The organism is Paenarthrobacter nitroguajacolicus, from assembly GCF_029952445.1.
Classification (GTDB): Bacteria; Actinomycetota; Actinomycetes; order Actinomycetales; family Micrococcaceae; genus Arthrobacter; species Arthrobacter nitroguajacolicus_B.
On record NZ_JAQPPK010000012.1, the window covers coordinates 41367 to 59244 of the forward strand.

19 protein-coding genes, 1 other RNA gene and 1 riboswitch are annotated in these 17878 nt (G+C 61.8%); of the genes, 5 read left to right on the plus strand and 15 right to left on the minus strand.

Features of this window, described 5'->3' with window-relative positions:
- The first annotated feature begins 23 nt into the window (after window positions 1-23).
- From hisN to PJL15_RS10600, 4 genes are all read left to right on the plus strand, one after another.
- A complete protein-coding gene (hisN, locus tag PJL15_RS10585) occupies window positions 24-848 on the plus strand; it encodes a histidinol-phosphatase (RefSeq protein ID WP_281451103.1) in 825 nt (274 codons plus the stop codon).
- Between the two features lie 171 nt (window positions 849-1019).
- Window positions 1020-1133: riboswitch (SAM riboswitch) on the plus strand.
- 32 nt (window positions 1134-1165) lie between these two features.
- Complete coding sequence (locus PJL15_RS10590; RefSeq protein WP_281451104.1) at window positions 1166-2566, plus strand: aminotransferase class V-fold PLP-dependent enzyme; 1401 nt, start codon at window positions 1166-1168, stop codon at window positions 2564-2566.
- A 77-nt stretch (window positions 2567-2643) separates the two neighbouring features.
- Window positions 2644-3465, plus strand: a complete 822-nt coding sequence (locus PJL15_RS10595; RefSeq protein ID WP_281451105.1) for a class I SAM-dependent methyltransferase — start codon at window positions 2644-2646, stop codon at window positions 3463-3465.
- A gap of 9 nt (window positions 3466-3474) precedes the next feature.
- Complete coding sequence (locus tag PJL15_RS10600) at window positions 3475-4188, plus strand: metal-dependent transcriptional regulator (RefSeq protein ID WP_281451106.1); 714 nt, start codon at window positions 3475-3477, stop codon at window positions 4186-4188.
- 18 nt (window positions 4189-4206) lie between these two features.
- Here the strand turns inward: PJL15_RS10600 and PJL15_RS10605 are convergent, their stop codons facing one another.
- Window positions 4207-5661, minus strand: coding sequence for an MFS transporter (locus PJL15_RS10605; protein WP_281451107.1), 1455 nt, complete (start codon window positions 5659-5661; stop codon window positions 4207-4209).
- Window positions 5662-5692: 31 nt separating this feature from the next.
- Between PJL15_RS10605 and PJL15_RS10610 the strand changes: the two genes are divergently transcribed.
- A complete protein-coding gene (locus tag PJL15_RS10610) occupies window positions 5693-6067 on the plus strand; it encodes a hypothetical protein (protein WP_281451108.1) in 375 nt (124 codons plus the stop codon).
- A 6-nt stretch (window positions 6068-6073) separates the two neighbouring features.
- Here PJL15_RS10610 and PJL15_RS10615 read toward each other — a convergent pair whose 3' ends face one another.
- The 14 genes from PJL15_RS10615 to PJL15_RS10680 all read right to left on the minus strand — a co-directional run bounded on the left by PJL15_RS10615 (window position 6074) and on the right by PJL15_RS10680 (window position 17571).
- Entirely contained in the window at window positions 6074-7054 is a 981-nt protein-coding gene (locus tag PJL15_RS10615; RefSeq protein WP_281451109.1) for a S1C family serine protease, read from the minus strand.
- A 188-nt stretch (window positions 7055-7242) separates the two neighbouring features.
- Window positions 7243-7611, minus strand: a transfer-messenger RNA (tmRNA) gene (ssrA, locus tag PJL15_RS10620).
- Between the two features lie 104 nt (window positions 7612-7715).
- The gene (smpB, locus tag PJL15_RS10625) at window positions 7716-8186 is read right to left on the minus strand and encodes an SsrA-binding protein SmpB (RefSeq protein ID WP_281451110.1); all 471 of its coding nucleotides are present in this window, start codon (window positions 8184-8186) and stop codon (window positions 7716-7718) included.
- Window positions 8187-8251: 65 nt separating this feature from the next.
- Window positions 8252-9667, minus strand: a complete 1416-nt coding sequence (locus PJL15_RS10630) for a peptidoglycan DD-metalloendopeptidase family protein (protein ID WP_281451111.1) — start codon at window positions 9665-9667, stop codon at window positions 8252-8254.
- A gap of 55 nt (window positions 9668-9722) precedes the next feature.
- The gene (gene ftsX, locus PJL15_RS10635) at window positions 9723-10637 is read right to left on the minus strand and encodes a permease-like cell division protein FtsX (protein WP_281451112.1); all 915 of its coding nucleotides are present in this window, start codon (window positions 10635-10637) and stop codon (window positions 9723-9725) included.
- Window positions 10634-11398 carry a cell division ATP-binding protein FtsE gene (gene ftsE, locus PJL15_RS10640; RefSeq protein WP_018776402.1) on the minus strand — a complete coding sequence of 255 codons (765 nt, stop codon included), beginning with the start codon at window positions 11396-11398 and terminating at the stop codon, window positions 10634-10636. Before ftsE ends, ftsX begins: the two co-directional genes overlap by 4 nt.
- A gap of 187 nt (window positions 11399-11585) precedes the next feature.
- Entirely contained in the window at window positions 11586-12707 is a 1122-nt protein-coding gene (gene prfB / locus PJL15_RS10645) for a peptide chain release factor 2 (RefSeq protein ID WP_281451113.1), read from the minus strand.
- Window positions 12708-12791: 84 nt separating this feature from the next.
- A complete protein-coding gene (locus PJL15_RS10650) occupies window positions 12792-13265 on the minus strand; it encodes a pilus assembly protein TadG-related protein (RefSeq protein ID WP_281451114.1) in 474 nt (157 codons plus the stop codon).
- Entirely contained in the window at window positions 13262-13795 is a 534-nt protein-coding gene (locus PJL15_RS10655; protein ID WP_281451115.1) for a hypothetical protein, read from the minus strand. The genes PJL15_RS10650 and PJL15_RS10655 overlap by 4 nt, the downstream gene beginning before the upstream one ends.
- Window positions 13776-14201, minus strand: coding sequence for a TadE family protein (locus tag PJL15_RS10660; protein ID WP_281451116.1), 426 nt, complete (start codon window positions 14199-14201; stop codon window positions 13776-13778). Before PJL15_RS10660 ends, PJL15_RS10655 begins: the two co-directional genes overlap by 20 nt.
- 5 nt (window positions 14202-14206) lie before the next feature.
- Window positions 14207-14446, minus strand: a complete 240-nt coding sequence (locus tag PJL15_RS10665) for a hypothetical protein (protein ID WP_281451191.1) — start codon at window positions 14444-14446, stop codon at window positions 14207-14209.
- 109 nt (window positions 14447-14555) lie between these two features.
- Window positions 14556-15497 (minus strand): type II secretion system F family protein, encoded by a 942-nt coding sequence (locus tag PJL15_RS10670; RefSeq protein WP_281451117.1) that lies wholly within the window; start codon window positions 15495-15497, stop codon window positions 14556-14558.
- A complete protein-coding gene (locus tag PJL15_RS10675; RefSeq protein ID WP_281451118.1) occupies window positions 15494-16348 on the minus strand; it encodes a type II secretion system F family protein in 855 nt (284 codons plus the stop codon). The genes PJL15_RS10670 and PJL15_RS10675 overlap by 4 nt, the downstream gene beginning before the upstream one ends.
- Window positions 16348-17571 (minus strand): CpaF family protein, encoded by a 1224-nt coding sequence (locus PJL15_RS10680; RefSeq protein ID WP_281451119.1) that lies wholly within the window; start codon window positions 17569-17571, stop codon window positions 16348-16350. Before PJL15_RS10680 ends, PJL15_RS10675 begins: the two co-directional genes overlap by 1 nt.
- Window positions 17572-17878 lie beyond the last annotated feature (307 nt).

Here is a 17878-nt window from a genome sequence, read left to right on the forward strand (position 1 = left end):
GTGTTTCAGGATAGTTTGGTGGCATGACCCAACCCGCTTCCACCTACAACGACGACCTGCGCCTTGCCCATGTCCTCGCCGATTCCGTCGACGCCCAGACCATGGATCGCTTCAAGGCACTGGACCTGCAGATCGAAACCAAGCCCGACCTCACCCCTGTGACAGATGCGGACAAGGCTGCCGAAGAAGCCATCCGCGGTCAGTTGTCACGCTCGCGTCCCCGCGATGCCGTCCTGGGGGAAGAATTCGGCAGCAGCGGCCATGGTTCGCGCCGTTGGATCATCGATCCCATCGACGGGACAAAGAACTTTGTTCGCGGCGTGCCGGTCTGGGCAACGCTGATCGCCCTCGTCGACGAAGGCGAACCCGTAGTCGGCGTCGTAAGCGCCCCGGCGCTGGGCAAGCGCTGGTGGGCGGCCAAAGACATGGGCGCCTACATGGGTCGGTCCCTTGCTTCGGCAACGCGACTCAAAGTGTCCAACGTTTCGCGGTTGGCCGATGCTTCGATGTCGTACTCGAGCCTGTCCGGCTGGAAGGAGCGGGGCAACCTGGACGAATTCATGGGCCTCACCGAAGACGTCTGGCGCACACGCGCCTATGGCGACTTCTGGTCCTACTGCCTTGTAGCCGAAGGCGCAGTGGATATTGCCTGCGAACCGGAACTGAATCTCTACGACATGGCTGCACTCGTGCCCATCGTCACCGAAGCGGGCGGACGCTTCACTTCCCTGGAAGGTGAGGACGGGCCCTTTGGGGGCAACGCCCTCGCCACCAACTCCATCCTCCATTCGGAAGTGCTGAAGCGCCTCAATCCCGGCTTGGACGACCTCCTCCAGCCGCAGGCCTGAACCCGGCAAAACTCCGGATTGCCGAATTTTCGACGGCGGATGCCCACTCTGGCGGGCATCCGCCGTTCTTTATTCGCAAAAGACCGCGATTGGCAATCCCGCGTAACAAAGCGCTTAACAAAACTCCTTCGCTTTGTAAGGCCCCATGGGCGTGCCTTAGCCTTTTTTACAGGTCACGAGTGCCAGCGCTAAACCCCGGTTTGCTGGCCGGCAACCCTCCATTCGCGGTGGGGTGCCCCGGGTGACGACCGGGCCGGTCCGGAACGGATGCGGCAAGCGCGGATCCCCCTGCGGGGGTCCCTCTTGAGTGAGGTCCCATGAGCACTGTCACGTTCAACTCAAACATCATTCCGTCCTTCGTTGACGAAACTGCGGCAGTGGCTGCCCGTCCCCTTGCCGCCGTCACTGGCGCGGAACTGCAGGCGCCACTGATCCAGGGTGGCCACGTCCGCTACGCCAACCTTGACTACGGTGCCTCGGCTCCTGCCCTGACCATCGTTTCGGCGTATCTCAATGAGGTCCTGCCGTACTACGCCAGCGTTCACCGCGGCGCCGGCTTCGCATCGCAAATCAGCACTTCGGTGTACGAAAATTCCCGGAACATTGTCCGCGAATTCGTGGGCGGACGGGCCGATGACTCCGTCATCTTCACCCGGAACACCACGGACTCGTTGAACCTGTTGGCCGGCTGCCTTCCGCAAGTTGATGGCCAGTACGCCGGCGAGGTCCTGTATCTGGACATTGAGCATCACGCGAACCTCCTGCCGTGGCAAGGCGTCCCGCACCGCAGCGTCGTCGCTGCCCCTACCCTGACGGGCACGCTGGAGAAGATCGAGGCCGAACTGGCGCAGGGGGGCGTCAGCCTGCTTGCGGTAACCGGTGCGTCGAACGTGACCGGCGAGATCCTGCCGATAGCCAGGCTTGCCGCCCTGGCGCACCAGTACGGTGCCCGGATTGTGGTGGACGCCGCCCAGCTTGCTCCGCACCGCAGGGTCAACATCACCGAGGCAGACGTCGATTACATCGTTTTCTCCGGTCACAAGCTCTATGCACCGTTTGGTGCAGGCGTAGTGGTGGGTCGCCCTGACTGGCTCGACGCCGGCGTCCCGCACCTGGCTGGGGGCGGCGCTGTCCGCGAAGCCCGCCTGGATTCCGTCAGCTGGGCCACGGGTCCGGCACGGCATGAAGGCGGCTCCCCCAACGTCCTGGGTGCGGCGACACTCGCCCGCGCCACCCAAGTCCTCGCCGGCCTGGATCAGGATGCCTGGCACGCCCACGAAGCGGGTATCCGCGGCTATCTCGTGGACGGTCTGGAAGCCATCGACGGCGTAACAGTCCACCGGATCTTCAGCGATTCCGACGACACCATCGGCGTGGTCAACTTCTCCGTGGAGGGATTCGACGCCGGCCTGGTCGCCGCCTACCTCGCGGCAGAACACGGCGTGGGCCTGCGCGACGGACGGTTCTGCGCCCACCCCTTGTTGAAGCGGCTCGGGCTCCCGTCAGGTTCCTTGCGTGCGAGCTTTGGCGTCGGCTCCCGGTTGGAGGACGCCACCAGGCTTTTGGCCGGTATCGAGGAACTCAAGCGCAACGGCCTGGGCTGGGACTACGTAGTGGACGAGGGCCGCTGGGTCCCCGCCAACGACCACCGCAGCTACCCCGAGTGGGCACCCAACACCCCCGGGACGGCCGGAGCGGCTCCCTGCACGATTGACTAAGCACCGCGGACCCCTGCCGCGGCACGCAGGCGGTAAATTCGTAGGGTAACTTTGGCTACCCTGTGAAGGAGTTCCGCGTGTCCCTGCGCTCACCGAACGGCGCACCCGGAATTCCGGGTCCGGCCGGCCCCGGCGGCCCGAAACTCCATGCCTCCCGCCGCCACGAACTTGGCCAGAGCTTCCAGGACGGCGGAGAGCACTACGATCGCGTGCGGCCCGGCTATCCCGTGGACTCCGTGGAGTGGCTCGTACCCGGCGGTGCAACGACAGCGGCGGACGTGGGTGCGGGTACGGGCAAATTCACTGCGCTCCTTGCCGCGCGCGGACTTGAGGTCGCCGCCGTCGACCCTTCCACCGACATGTTGGAGCAACTGCGCAAAACCCATCCGGGTATCACCGCGCTGGAGGGAACGGCCGAGGCAACTGGACTGGCGGACTCAGCATTCGACGTCGTCAGCGTTGCCCAGGCCTGGCACTGGTGCGAGCCATATGCCGCGAGCACCGAGATCGCCCGGATCCTTCGCCCCCACGGTGTACTGGGCCTGATCTGGAACCAGTTGGACACCTCCATTCCCTGGGTTCACCGGCTCTCGCGCATCATGCATGCAGGAGACGTCCACAAGCCTGGATTCCGGCCAGTCATCGGCCCGGAGTTCCGGGGACTTGAACGTCACCTCACCACATGGGAGGATCCGCTCACTCCTGAGGACATCATGGAACTGACCAAGTCGCGCAGCTACTACCTGCGCGCCAACCAAGCCACACGCACCAAAGTCATGGGCAACCTCCAGTGGTACCTTTACGAACACCTCGGCCATGCGCCAGGCGAGACTGTGCCGCTGCCCTACCTGACGCAGACCTGGCGGGCATTCAAGGGTCCCGGCGCCGCGCCACGGTAGGCTTGGGGTGTGAAGACCAGTACGCCCTCCTCCTCGATCGAGGACTACGTCAAGGTCATCTACTCCTACACGGAGTGGCAGGACAAGCCGATCACGTCCTCCCAGCTTGCCCTGCGCCTTGGGGTAGCCAATTCCTCAGTGTCCGAAATGGTGCGCAAACTCAAGGACCAGGGCCTGGTGGACCACCAGCCGTACAGCGCGATCCGGTTGACCCCGGAAGGGATGCGCCTGGCCCTTTCCATGGTCCGCCGGCACCGCCTCATCGAGACGTACCTCGTGGAAGAGCTTGGGTATAGCTGGGACGAAGTCCACGATGAGGCCGAAATGCTCGAACACGCGGTTTCCGACACCTTCATCGAACGCATGGCTGCCAAACTCGGCCATCCCGAACGAGACCCGCACGGTGACCCCATCCCGTCGGCTGACGGGACCGTGGAGTTGCCCCACGCCTACCGCATGATCGAGCTCGACCAAGGCCATTCGGGCCGCATTACCCGCATCAGCGACGAGAACCCCGATCTTCTCCGGTACCTCGCTGCGGAAAACATCGCCCTCGACGCCCCCGTCGAAGTGGTGGGCCGCAAGCCCTTCGGGGGTGCGCTCGTGGTCCGGATAGGCAGCGGCGCCAAAGGCCGCGAGTTCGATCTCGCGGACGAAGTCGCCTCAGCCCTCTGGGTCCAGAGCGCCGGAACCCACCAAGGCTGCGTGCTTCCGTCCCGCTGACCTTCGCGGCACCCAAGGTCAGCCCAACTGCCCGGCCGCACCGCCGTCGTCGGCTACTTCCCCCGGTTCCCGGTCGGCGGCCGCGGCCGCTTGGCGCGGCGGGTTACGGATTCCGACGGCGGAGGCCACCGCCCCGGTCAGGAACAGGACCGCTGTAACCACCAAAGCGTTGTAGAGACCCTGCCTGGTAAAAACGGGCCCAACTATCACGCCAGCGAAAGCGATGGAAACAAGACCGGCGATGCGGGCAACCGCGTTGTTGACGGCGGAGCCGATCCCGGCGTCCGACGGCGGCACCGCGCCCAGGATGGCGGCCGTCAAAGGAGCCACGAGCGTGGCCAACCCCACGCCAAAGACAATTTGGCCCGGCAGGACCTGCGTCCAGTAATTGAGCGGCTCCTGCACTGACAGGGACATCAGGAAACCGATGGCGCACAGCACCGGGCCGAAAGTCATGAACCAGCGGGGGCCGTACTTGCCGGCAAGGCCGCCAAAGTAGGAGGCCCCTACCATCAGGATCACCGTTCCCGGAAGCAGAGCCATCCCCGCCACGGTGGCACCCAGCCCTCCCACCTGCTGCAGGTAGATGCCCAGCACGAAAAATCCCAGAGATATCCCGGCGTAAATTGCCAGGGTGGCAACGTTTCCCCAGCCAAAATTGCGGATGGCGAACAAGCCCAGGGGCAACATGGGCTCCGCGGCCCGGCCTTCATGGACCAGGAAGAGGACCATGGCCAGCACACCCACTATCAGAGGCAGCCAAACCTGGGGACTCCCCCACCCCATGCGGCCTTGTTCGATGAAAGCGAAGACTGGACCGCCAAGGCCCACCATTGCCAGGAAGGCGCCAAGATAGTCGATCCGCTTTGTCCTGTCCCTGGCAGCGTCCGAGGCGCGAAGACCGGCCAGCACAGGCCAGATGGCGACGGCCGGAATCACGTTGATGAAGAAGATGACGCGCCAGGACAACAGGTCCACGGCGGCGCCACCGATCAACGGACCGACAATTGCCGCCGCACTGGTCCATCCCGACCATTGGCCGATGGCCTTGGACTGTGCGGGTCCGGAAAATGAAGTGATGATCATGGCCAGCGAACTTGGCACCAGGAGGGCACCTGCGATCCCCTGCAGTGCCCTGGAAACCACCAGGACTTCGCCGGTCCACGCCAGCCCGCAGAGCATCGAGGTCACTGCGAAGCCAGCCAGGCCCCACTCAAGGATCCGTGCGCGTCCGAAATGATCGGACAACGAGCCGGCCACCAGGATCAGCGCACCCAGCGTCAAGAGATACGCATCCACAACCCATTGCTGGATCACCAGACCACCGCCGAGTTCCCGGTTGATGGCAGGAAGTGCGAGATTCACCACAAATCCATCCAGGATGGCAATGAACGAGGCCACGATTGCCACCACAAGCACCCGTTTTTGCAGTGGGGTGCTGGGCAACAGGACAGGGGCGTCAGTCATGTGCACAGCCTACGCCCGGTAAGTCCCGTATCGTTGAATGGTGATCAGCAGACGTGATGCCGCTTTGGCCCTTGATATTCCGATGGAAATGGCCCAACGCCACGGCATTCCGTCCCGACTCTCCGAGGCTGAGCTCCGGGACCTGCAGGACAATCCTCCTGCGTGGCTGGTGCAATCCCGGGCGAACCGGACCGGCAAGCGTCCTGTCTGGGTGCACCTTACATGTGCCGTGTGCGGCTATTCCGAGGCCGTCCGTCCCAAGAAATGGTGGCCGGAGTTTTCGTTTGTCTACTGCGGATCCCACCGGAACAGTGAACTGCCCAAGCTGTTCCTTGGCGAGGTCAGGAGCGAGTACGAGGGCGTGGGCAGCCGCTTTGTCGGCGTCGTGGACGTCCCGGAAAACCAGGCCTAGCCTGCATCACTGCTGGCTCATCTCCGACGGAAAGGCCGTAAGCTGAACGGTCTTCCCCTCGCGCAGGACCGTCAGCGGGAAAGGCTGGCCGATGGCCCCCTCGAACAGCAACTTCTGCAGGCTTTCCGCGCTGGACACCGCCCTGCCCTGCGCGCGGAGCACCAGGTCCCCTGACTGCAGACCGGACTGTTCGGCAGGGGAATTCGCGATGACCTCCACTACCCGTAGTCCTTCCTTCTGGCCTGTCCGCACCACGGCGCTGGCGTCAAGCGGAATTGGCGTGCTGACCAGCCCCAGATAGGCGCGACGCACCCGGCCATCCCTCAGCAAGGACGCGATGATTCGTTGCGTTGTTGTATTGATGGGCACCGCCAGTCCCAGTCCCAGTCCTGCAACGGCGGTATTGATCCCCACGATGCGGCCCTTGGTATCGGCCAGTGCGCCTCCCGAGTTGCCCGGGTTCAACGCTGCGTCGGTCTGGATGACGTCCTCGATAACCCTCCGGTGCTCACCCGCCCGGACAGGAATGGATCTTCCCAAGCCACTCACCACGCCAGCTGTGACGGAGCCTGCGAGTCCCAACGGATTGCCGACGGCAATTACCAGTTGGCCTACGCGCAAGGTATCGGCGTCGCCCAGCAGTGCCGGGGGCGGGGTGGATTTAAGGCCTCGTACGACTGCGAGGTCAGACAGTGGATCCGCACCCACCAGCTCCACGTCTGTCTGTTTCCCATCGGCGAAGACCGCCCGCCCGGACTGGAGACCGGCCACCACGTGGGCGTTCGTCAACATGTAGCCGTCCCCGGTGAAAACCACCGCCGAGCCACTGCCAACGCGGACCTGTCCCCGGCGGCCCGTACTCATCATTTCGATGGCGGCAACATGCGGTGTCACTGACTCAGCTACCCGGATAACCACCTGCGAGTAGGCATCCAGCGCTTGCCCCTCCTCCGGATCCTGCATCACGAATTCCGGCTCAATGCTCATTTTGTGCCTCCCGCTGCCTCACAAGCGCGTTGTGGCCGTCCATGCGGCAATGCGCCTACCCACTTCAACGGCGGACGCCGCACAGGTAGTCCTTGGCGCAGTACGCCTACGGTGAACGGATCGTCTTCGGATCGTCTTCGGGGCACAGAAAAGCCCCCGGACCGCGAGGGTCCAGGGGCCATTCCATGGGGTGGAGATGGGGGGAATTGAACCCCCGTCCGATGTCGTGTTGTCAGGGCTTCTCCGGGCGCAGTTTGCGTCGGATTTTCTCGGCCCCAGCCATCCTGCAAACAGGTAGCTGATCCGGGCCCAGTCATCTAAGAGTCCCGTTTACCTCGATGACGAAGGCAAACAGCAGTGGCTATCTAAATGACGCCAGGAACCGGGGCGATAGCAACCCCGGGCTGACGGACTGTCTTACTGCTTAGGCAGCGAGAGCGAAGTCAGTGCGCTTAGATTCGGCACTTATTGGTTTGCAGACAGCGTTTACGAGATAATTCTGCATCCTCGGCCCGCTTCACCTGTCGCGACTAACATCGTCGAAACCGATCATCCCCGTATTTTGTTACCAAACCCGACAAGGGCTTTTCGAGCTCGTGTCGGACTACCTATCATAACGCATTCAGCAGCCATGTCATTCCCGCTACCGCCGGGCGTTTTCCTACCGGCGGTTGCGTTCGCGCAGCTCACGCAAGGATTCACGCTTGTCCTGCTGCTCGCGCAGGGTCTGCCGTTTGTCGTAATCCTTCTTACCGCGGGCGATGGCGATTTCCACCTTGGCCCGTCCGTCCAGGAAATACAACTGCAGCGGAACCACTGTGAAACCGGACTCGCGGATCTTCTGCGAAATCTTGTCCAGTTCTTCACGGTGCAGCAACAGCTTGCGACGCCGGCGCGCGGCATGGTTGGTCCAGCTCCCCTGGTTGTACTCGGGAATATGGATACCTTCCATCCACAACTCGTCGTTGTAGAAGGTGCAGAACCCATCAACCATCGATGCATGACCTTCGCGAAGGGACTTCACTTCTGTCCCCATGAGCGCGATGCCGGCTTCGTAGGTGTCAAGGACGAGGTAGTTGTGCCGGGCCTTCCGATTGGTGGCCACTACCTTACGGCCACTTTCCTTGGGCACGGTAGAACTCCTTGTTAGATGCGGATTTGAACCAGTGTACGCCAGCGCGGGCACATCGCCGGACCCTAGAGCAGGGTCATGGGATCCACTGCAGTACCGTTCAGCCATGTTTCGAAGTGGGCGTGGCAACCCGTGGAGTTACCGGTGCTGCCCGAATACGCAATGAGCTGGCCTTGCGCGACCCTCTGCCCGTTCGCCACCACAATGCTGCTGTTGTGGTAGTAAATGGTGGTCAGTGAGTTGCCCTGCACCACTCCATGCGAAAGCTTGACGCGCCACCCGCCGCCGTCGGCCGAGTTCCAACCTGAGTTGAAGACCTCGCCCGCCGCGGCCGCGTAGACAGGCGTTCCACAGGCGGCGCCGAAGTCGATACCGGTGTGCATGTAGCCGCCGGTTCCGTAGAAATCGATGGTACCGGGCGGCGTCGCACGCCATCCGAAACCAGAGGTGATCGGAACGTAACTGGCGAAGGGATGGCGCAAGCCAAACGCCGACGGCGAGCCGGCAGCCGGCGGGACATAAGGCGTTTCAGGAGGGGCCGGCTTTCCGGCGGCAGCTGCTGCTGCAGCGGCTGCGGCTTCTGCCTCCGCGGCGAGCCGGCGCTGTTCTGCTTCCCAGGCTTCGCGCAGTTTCCGGTCACGCTCCACGATCTCGGCCGCAACGGTGTCCTGCTCTGCCTTCACCCGGGAGAGGTTTGCTTCAATCCCCGGCTTTGCTGCCTGCAGCTGTGCGTTCAGGCGCGTGGTGTCCTCGATCAGCTTGTCCACTTCGGCCTTCTTGCTGGCGGCCTCGTCCCTCGCGGCTTTCTCCCGCTCAAGCGCAGCGTCCGCCTTGGCCTTCAGGTCCTGGATTTCTTCCTCCACCGCAACAAGCCTTGCTTGCGAGTTCACGTTGGTGGCGTTCTGCTGGGTCAGTTTGGTCATGGCCGCGTTTTGGCTTCGCATGGCCTGATCGGCAAGATCCATGGACTCGGTCAGGTTGCCGGACTCGCTGGACCCGAACAAAAGGGCGACATTCGTCGGCACACCACCGGACTTATAAGCCTGTGACGCGATCTGCCCAATCAGTTTCTTGGTATCGGTGATTTTCTGCTTGTCGTTTTCCAGCTGCTCAGTGATCTTGGCTTTGTTCTGCTGGGCGAGTTCGACCCTGGCTGCCAGGGCCTCGACTTCCTTGACGGCACTGGCAACCCGGCCCTGTGCCTCCAGCAATGCCTGCTGGGCGCCGGGGAGGCGGCCTTGGTAGATCACCAGGTCCCCTGCTGCCTTGGCAATATTGGAATCAACGAATTCCAAGGAAGCCTGAACGCGGGCAGCTTCTGCTTCCAGCGCCGCTTGCTGGTCCTCGAGGTTGTCCGCATGCGCTGCGGGCGCTCCCGAGAGGAGACTGACGGCCAGCCCGACGGCGAGGACAGCACCGAGCATCCGCGCCTGGCCGGACGCAAAGCGCCGACGCAGGGAGTTCGGGTCCAACGTGGTCATCAGGAATCCTTTTCGCTTGCAGCAGTGGTAAATCCGAGGGGCCGGCTCTTCATGGCTAAACCTTCAGGTATCGCCGGAGGGTCAACAGCGATGAGATCCCCGCCAAGCCCGCACCCAGTGCGATCAACACTGGCGCAATCACCAGGACCTGCGTCGAGGAGATAAAGGGAGTATTCAGGAATTGCTTTGAGAGGTCGCCGTTGAGCCAGAAGTGGGCCATCAGCCAAAGCGTAACAGAGGCCAAAACGGCTCCAACGACGGCGGCTATGACGCCTTCGAGGATGAACGGCAGTTGGATGACGGTCTTGGACGCCCCCACCAGCCGCATGATTCCGGTTTCCCGGCGCCGGCTGAAGGCCGATAACCGGATGGTGGTGGTGATAAGGAGTACCGCACAGAAAATCATCACCGCAGCTACACCCACCGCCGCCACCGACGCCCCGTTCATCCAGGAGAAGATGCGCTCCAGAACCTGTCTCTGGTCACTGACGGTCTCGACTCCGGGCTGGGAGGAGAACGTCTCGCTGATGATTTGGTACTTCTCGGGGTTCTTCATGTTGATGCGGAAAGAGGCGGGCAACTGGTCCTCGGACACCGAATCAACGATTGGGGAATTGGAGAACTGTTCCTTGAAGTGTTTGTACGCTTCAGCCTGGGATTCAAATTGGAAGTCGTTGATGTACTGCTTGACCGCAGGTGACTCAAGCATGGACTGGAGGTTTTCCTGCTGTTCCTTCGTCGCCGGGCCGGAAGCGCAGCCGACCGCCGTCGAGCCGTCATTGCAGAGGAATACGGCTACCTGGACTTTGTCGTACCAGTAGCCCTTCATCTGGTTGATCTGCATCTGCAGCATTCCGGCAGCGCCAACGAAGGTCAGCGAAACAAAGGTCACCAGGACGACGGAAATCACCATGGACAAGTTTCGGCGCAGGCCACTGCCGATTTCCCCAAGGATGAAAAGGAGCCTCACAGCTGTGCCCCCTGCGCGCGGTCGAGTTCCTCGCCACTGGCGTCCCGGAGACGGCGCGACTCGCCCACCACCGGAATCATGGACGTGTACAGGGCCTTTGCTTCGTCGCGAATGACTTTTCCATTCTTGAGTTCCACCACGCGGCGTCGCATTTCGTTCACGATGTCGTCGTCGTGGGTGGCCATGACCACAGTGGTGCCATTCTGGTTGATCTTGTCCAGGACGCCCATGATCCCCATCGAAGTAATGGGGTCCAGGTTTCCGGTCGGTTCGTCAGCGAGAAGGATCCCGGGACGATTTACGACGGCGCGGGCGATCGCCACACGCTGCTGCTCACCACCGGAGAGTTCATGGGGCATACGCCGTTCCTTGCCTTCAAGGCCGACGGTCTTCAAGACCTCGGGAACGGTTTCGCGAATGATGGAACGGCTCTTGCCAATGACCTGCATTGCGAAGGCTACGTTGGCGAAGACGTTTTTTTGCGGCAGGAGGCGGAAATCCTGGAACACCACCCCAATCCCGCGCCGCAGCTTGGGAACACGCCAGCTGGAAATATTGGCAACGTTCTGGCCGGCAACATAGACGGATCCGGCGGAGGCTTTGTCTTCCTTGAGGATCAGCCGCAGGAAAGTGGATTTGCCCGAGCCCGAGGCGCCCACAAGGAACGTGAATTCGCCGCGGTTGATCTCAAGGCTGACAGAATCGAGCGCCGGTCGGGCATTCTGCTCGTAGACCTTGGTGACATTCTCAAATCTGATCATGGCCCTTAGTACCCCGCCGGACATGACATTAGTCGCCCAGTCCAACAGCCGGAGCGCGGGCTTTCGATGGGGGAAGTGAGAGCACCGGCCACTCGACTATACGCACGGGAAGGCCAGTATTCTGCGGCTTTCAGGGGCGTGTCGCGGAATAAAGGACCAGTCTGGGAGCCCCCTGACGGGCCCCTACTTATGAGCTGGCGGCTGCGTTGCGGTTACCTGTGCGCCAACGGATTCCGGCATCGATGAAGTCATCGATGTCGCCGTCAAGCACTGCCGAGGTGTTGCCCACTTCGTGTTCGGTCCGCAGGTCCTTGACCATTTGGTACGGGTTGAGAACGTACGAACGCATCTGGTCGCCCCATGATGCCTTGACGTCCCCGGCCAAGGCCTTTTTCTCGGCGTCCTGCTGTTCCTTCTTAACCAGCAGCAATCGGGACTGCAGCACCCTCATTGCGGCGGCCCGGTTCTGGAGCTGCGACTTTTCGTTCTGCATGGAAACGACGATGCCCGTGGGAATGTGCGTCAACCGCACTGCCGAGTCAGTGGTGTTGACCGACTGTCCGCCCGGACCGGAAGACCGGAAGACGTCGACCCGGATCTCGTTGTCGGGAATTTCAATGGAATCTGTCTGCTCGATCAACGGAATGACCTCGACAGCAGCAAATGATGTCTGCCGGCGCCCCTGGTTATCGAACGGGCTGATGCGGACAAGGCGGTGGGTGCCGGCTTCCACGCTCAAAGTGCCGAAGGCATATGGGGCTTTGACTTCGAATGTTGCCGATTTCAAGCCGGCTTCTTCGGCGTAGGACGTGTCCATCACTGTGGTTGGGTAGCCATGGCGTTCCGCCCATCGCAAATACATCCGCATCAGCATTTCCGCGAAGTCGGCGGCGTCCACACCTCCCGCTCCAGCCCGGATGGTCACTACGGCCTCACGTTCGTCGTACTCTCCAGAGAGCAACGTAACGACTTCAAGCTCAGCGAGCGCCTTGCGGATGGAAGCCAGTTCCTTGGCGGCCTCAGCCATCGAGGCTTCGTCGCCCTCGTCCTGGCCCAGTTCCACCAGGACTTCGAGGTCGTCGATCCTTGATGCGAGCTTCTCGAGGCGTTCGACTTCCGATTGCCGGTGGGACAAGCGGGACGTCACCACCTGCGCAGAGGCGGGGTCATCCCAGAGGTCCGGCGCTCCGGCTTGCTCGCTCAATTCAGCGATTTCAGCTTTGAGGGCATCGACGTCAGTGACGTTCTCGATGGAGCCGTAGGTTGCTCGAAGTGCGCGGATTTCTGCGGGAAAATCTATTTCAGCCATGGTTATCCCAGCGTACGCTATGCATCGGGCTCCCTTGTCTGTCCGCCATCTGTTCCTGCCCTCATTACTGGGTAAGCCTTGAGATTATTGGGTAAGCCTCGACCTCGCGGTTGCCCGTGCCTCGATAACGATCCCATCGGGTATCAGGAAACTGACCACCGGCGGGTGCGCGATGGCCCTGAGGACCACAACCGCCGTACCGCCCGGTTCGCTTCCGGTTCCCTCCCCGACCTCCAAATGGTCGTAGCTACCGAAGGCCGCGCTTTTTCCAAGATAGGACTCCGTTGCCGCCTGCACGCGTTCATCCACGAGCGACACCGCAGGCACGGTCCCACCCTGCAGGTCATCGACCAAGTAGGAGTCCGCAGCAGCGAGCGCAGCTCCGTCCGCCAGGGACAAGAGTTTCTTGTGCTCCAAGTACATCGCGGAGGCGGCCATGACAACCGTGGCCAGGAGAAGTGCCAACACCACGTATCCGAGAAAGAGCACAGTTATTTGCCCATCATCCCGGTGTGGCTGGCCCGGGCGGTCCGGGTTTACGGTTCCTGCCGTGGTCATCGGTATCTTCCCACTATCTGTGTTGCCGAGGCAGTCAGCCTGCTGGCGCTCAGGTGGAGGCTGTCTCCAAATGGCACCAAGGGAAGCGGAACATCAAGAAGCACGGTTACGGTCACACTTGCCCCAGCCGCCAGGCAGTTTTCGCGATCGCAGGAAATCTTCACGGTCGCCTGATCAGGGGTGTGCCCATAGTCAGCCAACGCCACAACAACGGACTGCTCGGCTGCAATCCTCGCGCTTGCAGGATCGCCCTGATCCACGAAAACCTTGGCGGCCTGGTCAGCCGCCCCGACCACGCCAAACGATGCGCCCTGAATTTGCCCAATAGTCACCACAAAGTAAATCAGTGGCACCATCAGCAAGACGGCCAGGAAGGTGAACTCGACAACGGCGCTCCCCCTTTGTCCGTGGAGCGTTCGGGAGCCGGGCTGACCTTCCGCCGTCACTTCGGGTGAGCACACGACGATGCGGCACCTCGCCCCAAGCGTTTTCGCCGACGATCGCACCCAATCAACCAGGCAGCGCAGCATGGCCGTGCACCTCCATCAGTCCGTCAGGTCCAACCAACCCGAGAACCGGCATGGGCGCCTTGACGGAGACCTCCAATGTGCGGATGCCATCGACTTCCACTTCGCTCGTGGTGATGTCCCGGGCGAAACCGGCGTTCAATGCGGTACTGATCAGCTCTGCCGTCCTGGCTTCGGCATCCGAGGACGTTCGATCCGCCAGAGCGCCGTACCGTGCTCCCGAGGCCGCCGCGTCAATGAGCGTATTACGCACGTGAACGACGAGCATGAGCTGGATGATTGACATACAAAGCAACGTCAGGAGGGCTCCGACCATCACGAAGTCGACCACAGCCGCCCCTTCTTCCCTGGGGGTTCGTCCGGTTGCCGACGGGTGAAGGAGATCAGAGGATACGGACCATCCCGGCATCCCTCCTACTTGCCCACCTTGGCCATGGCCTGATTGAACAAGTCGTTCAAGGCAGGGGTCGCCAGAGCGAGAAGTCCTGCTACGAGGACCGCGGACATTAATGTGATCATTACCCAACCAGGCACGTCACCGCGTTCTTGTTCCCCTGGCCGAGGCGTTGCCCTGCGCGTGCCCTCCATGAGCACCTTCTGGCACGCAAGCGCACGTACTGACACATTGGACCACTTGATGGCAATTGTTTTCATGGTTCTCCCCGATATCTTGATGCGATGTTGTGAAAGGTGACGCGGCGTGATGCCGCGGGCTGGGCCGTTGATGCCGCGGCCTCGAGGGCGAGGGCAGACGGGACCGGCTTCAGAGGCTCATCTGAAGGGCCGCGACGGCAGGAAAAGCGGCGAAGAGAACCGTCAGGGGCAACACCCCAAAAACGAGTGGAACCATCATGGCTATCTCCTTTCGTCCCGCGGATTCCATCAATTCCCGTTTGGCGGCGTCCCGGACGTCAGCGGCCTGCGCCCGAAGGACCTCTGCCAGTGGTGTTCCGCGTTCTACGGCAACCACCAAACCATCGAAGAACCTGACAAGTGGAGGTAGCTCCGAACGAGTGGAGAAGGCCTGAAGGGCTTCGGGCAGCGGCCTGCCGGACCGGGCATCCGCGAGGATCAGTGCGAACTCGTTGGAGAGCTCCCCTTGGGAACTGCGGCTCACACGGTCCATTGCTCCCAGCGCGCTTTCCCCTGCTGCGACGGCCAAGGCCATCAGCTCTGCAAGGCTCGGAAACTCGGACAGCATTCTCCTCTCACGTCGTCTTATTTGTTGTCCCAGCACGTAATCACGGAGCACATAGCCGCTGAGGGTGCCTCCGAGAACTGAAACGAAGGACACTGCGGGATTGAACTGACCGGCGGCGGCGCGGACTGCGATGACCAGCAACGCCAGGACCAGGCCTCCGCCGGACCAAAGAATCTGTTCGACCCTGAAATCAAGGATTGATTTGGTGGAGCCGGAACGGGCAAGCCTCTTTGCCGCAGCGCCGGTGCCGATATTGAACCTGGAAATAAAGGACACTGCATCACGGAAAAAAGGGCGAAGAATCCGTTCCAACGACCCAAACGGCGTGAGGTCTTGTTCTGTCGAAAGCAGCAGACGTGATTCAAGACGCTTGGATTTCAACTGCGGAGCAATGCGATCCGAAAAAGTCATCCGACGCAAGAACGGCAGACGCTTCAGAATCAGCCAGCAACCTAAGGCGAGGACGGCGCCGCAAGACGCGGCCAGGACGGTTGACGCGCTCATCGAAGAACGCGCTCGTCATCAGGCAGCGCACCAACACGAAGCATCAGGGAATAGCAGAACACCGAAACCAACAAGCCGCCGAGGAGCACCATTGCTCCCATGCCCGAGTTGTATGCCGCCATCGCCTCGGGCCGGCTGGCCATCACCACCAGGACAATCCACGGTGCAGCTACCGCCAATCTCGCTGCATTGACGGTCCACGATTGCCTGGCCTCAAGCTCACTCCTGGTCCGGGCGCTGTCCCGGAGAAAGTCAGATAATGTGCCCAGCATCCTGCCGAGGTCGGATCCACCTACCTCGCGGGTCATTCGAAGGGCTTCCACGATGCGGTCGGCTACCGGATCCGCGAGGCGGTCCTTAAGCCTGTTCAGGGCAGCCTCAAAATGCCCGCCTGACCGGTAGTCGGCGCCAAAGTCAAGGAAAAGCGCCCTCAATTCCTCCGGTCCCTTGTGTCCAAGTTGAATGAGTGCTTCAGGCAAGGCGAGGCCGGCGCGAATGGCTGAGCGCAAGTGGTCAACAACGTCTGGCCACAGTAAGCGAAGCGCTGCCCGTCGCTTTCGCGCCCTCCACCGGACGGTTGCCAAGGGAGTCCAGGAGCCGAACAAGCCAAAGCATAACGAAACGGCCGGCGACCCTGTGGTGATGAAGAAGATCGTCATTACTGCAAGGCCGAACCCCCCGCAGGTGAGAAGTAAGGCGGGCCCTGTCACCTTCTCTATCCCCGCGGACAGGAGCAACTGGTCCAGGCGACGACGCTTGTTTTTCCTTGGCCCTGATGCTGGCTGGTCCCATGTGGACCACCAGATCAGGAAAAGCCCCAGACCACACAGCATTCCAAGCAGCGGCGCCATCAGTTCACCTCCAACAGGGCGGATACATCGAATCCGGCGCGGGCGAACTTCTCCGCGGCCGGCATCGCGTTCGGCCGGGGCTGCAGCTGGCCCGCTGCCATCCCAAAGACGCCGGAGGATTCGATGATCCCGTTTTCGACCCTCCGTCCCAAAGCGAGGATCTCTGTCACTTGCCTTCGTCCGGTGGGATGCCGGCCACAGTGCACCACCAAATCAATGCATGACGCCACGGTGGGGACCACAAACGCGCTGGCAATATTCGCTCCGGCAAGCAGTGGCAGCGTGCAGATCTTCGTTACGGCATCGTGGGTCGAGTTCGCGTGCACGGTACACATCCCGGGCAGGCCGGAGTTCAGCGCGATCAGCATGTCCAGGCTTTCGGCTTCCCGGACCTCCCCCACAATCAATCTGTCCGGCCTCATCCGCAGGGCTTCCTTGACCAGCCGCCGAAGCGGGATCTCGCCCTCACCCTCCAGGTTAGGTTGACGGCATTGAAGGCCAACGACGTCCCTCAACGGCAGTTGGAGTTCAAAGATCTCCTCAACCGTTATGACGCGTTCGCGTGAACCGATGTGTGCCCCCAGGCAATTGAGCATGGTGGTCTTTCCCGCCTGGGTGGCTCCCGAGACAAGAATGTTGAGTCCGCTGGCCACCGCCGCGCCCAAAAATCGTGCTGCTTGTGGGGTCAGGCTGCCAAGCTCAACCAGATGCTCAAGCCTGCTGGCCCGTGCGATGAACTTCCTGATGTTCACAGCCCAGTGCTTCCGGGTGATGTCAGGGATCGCGACATGGAGCCTTGATCCGTCGGGGAGCGCTGCGTCAACGAAGGGCGACGACAAATCCAGCCGGCGACCCGAAGTCTTGAGCATTTTCTCGACAAGGTCCCGGACCTGCTGCTCGCTGAGATTCAGTGTGGTTAGTTCGGATTCGCCGTTACGGGCGACGTAGACCTCATGGGGAGCGTTGATCCACAACTCCTCGATCGAGTCGTCGTCCAGAAGTGGCTGCAGCGGCCCGAAGCCGGCAACGGCGTCGTAGATCTTGCGGCGGGCCGACTCGAGGTGGCCCAGAGGAGGCAGTGGGGCCAGGAGTGCGCGCTCGTCGTAGTCGTTGACCGCCGCCTCCACCAGGCTGCGGACATCCCCAGCTTGTTCCAGCGGATCCAGACCACGACGCCGGATGAGCTCCCGGACTTCCCCCTCGACGATCTTTACAGCATCCACATCTCTCCCCGATGGTCACGATTGCGTAAACGAGAGGCGCATCTCGAGTGACTTACGCTAGGCCCAGCCGTGGGGCCGCCTCAAGCCAGTGGCGGCGGCATGTGGATAACTTCGAATCTTCTGTCACGGGAGCAACCTGAATCCCACTAGTCACTCCTGTCTCAGAATGTTAGGGTAAAGCCCGTTAGGAGCTGGCCTTTGGTCTCACGCGCAGGCGCCCCGGAGCTTGTCCCTAAGCCACACCATGCACCGCGGAGCCGCGGTTCAGGGCCGGATGTGATGATGAAACGAAATTCGATGGACCCGG

Coding starts and splice junctions, on each gene's coding strand:
- hisN (WP_281451103.1), top strand. CDS start 24: ATGACCCAACCCGCTTCCACCTACAACGACGACCTGCGCCTTGCCCAT.
- PJL15_RS10590 (WP_281451104.1), top strand. CDS start 1,166: ATGAGCACTGTCACGTTCAACTCAAACATCATTCCGTCCTTCGTTGAC.
- PJL15_RS10610 (WP_281451108.1), top strand. CDS start 5,693: ATGGTGATCAGCAGACGTGATGCCGCTTTGGCCCTTGATATTCCGATG.
- PJL15_RS10615 (WP_281451109.1), bottom strand. CDS start 7,054: ATGAGCATTGAGCCGGAATTCGTGATGCAGGATCCGGAGGAGGGGCAA.
- PJL15_RS10630 (WP_281451111.1), bottom strand. CDS start 9,667: ATGACCACGTTGGACCCGAACTCCCTGCGTCGGCGCTTTGCGTCCGGC.
- ftsE (WP_018776402.1), bottom strand. CDS start 11,398: ATGATCAGATTTGAGAATGTCACCAAGGTCTACGAGCAGAATGCCCGA.
- prfB (WP_281451113.1), bottom strand. CDS start 12,707: ATGGCTGAAATAGATTTTCCCGCAGAAATCCGCGCACTTCGAGCAACC.
- PJL15_RS10650 (WP_281451114.1), bottom strand. CDS start 13,265: ATGACCACGGCAGGAACCGTAAACCCGGACCGCCCGGGCCAGCCACAC.
- PJL15_RS10655 (WP_281451115.1), bottom strand. CDS start 13,795: ATGCTGCGCTGCCTGGTTGATTGGGTGCGATCGTCGGCGAAAACGCTT.
- PJL15_RS10660 (WP_281451116.1), bottom strand. CDS start 14,201: ATGCCGGGATGGTCCGTATCCTCTGATCTCCTTCACCCGTCGGCAACC.
- PJL15_RS10665 (WP_281451191.1), bottom strand. CDS start 14,446: ATGAAAACAATTGCCATCAAGTGGTCCAATGTGTCAGTACGTGCGCTT.
- PJL15_RS10670 (WP_281451117.1), bottom strand. CDS start 15,497: ATGAGCGCGTCAACCGTCCTGGCCGCGTCTTGCGGCGCCGTCCTCGCC.
- PJL15_RS10675 (WP_281451118.1), bottom strand. CDS start 16,348: ATGGCGCCGCTGCTTGGAATGCTGTGTGGTCTGGGGCTTTTCCTGATC.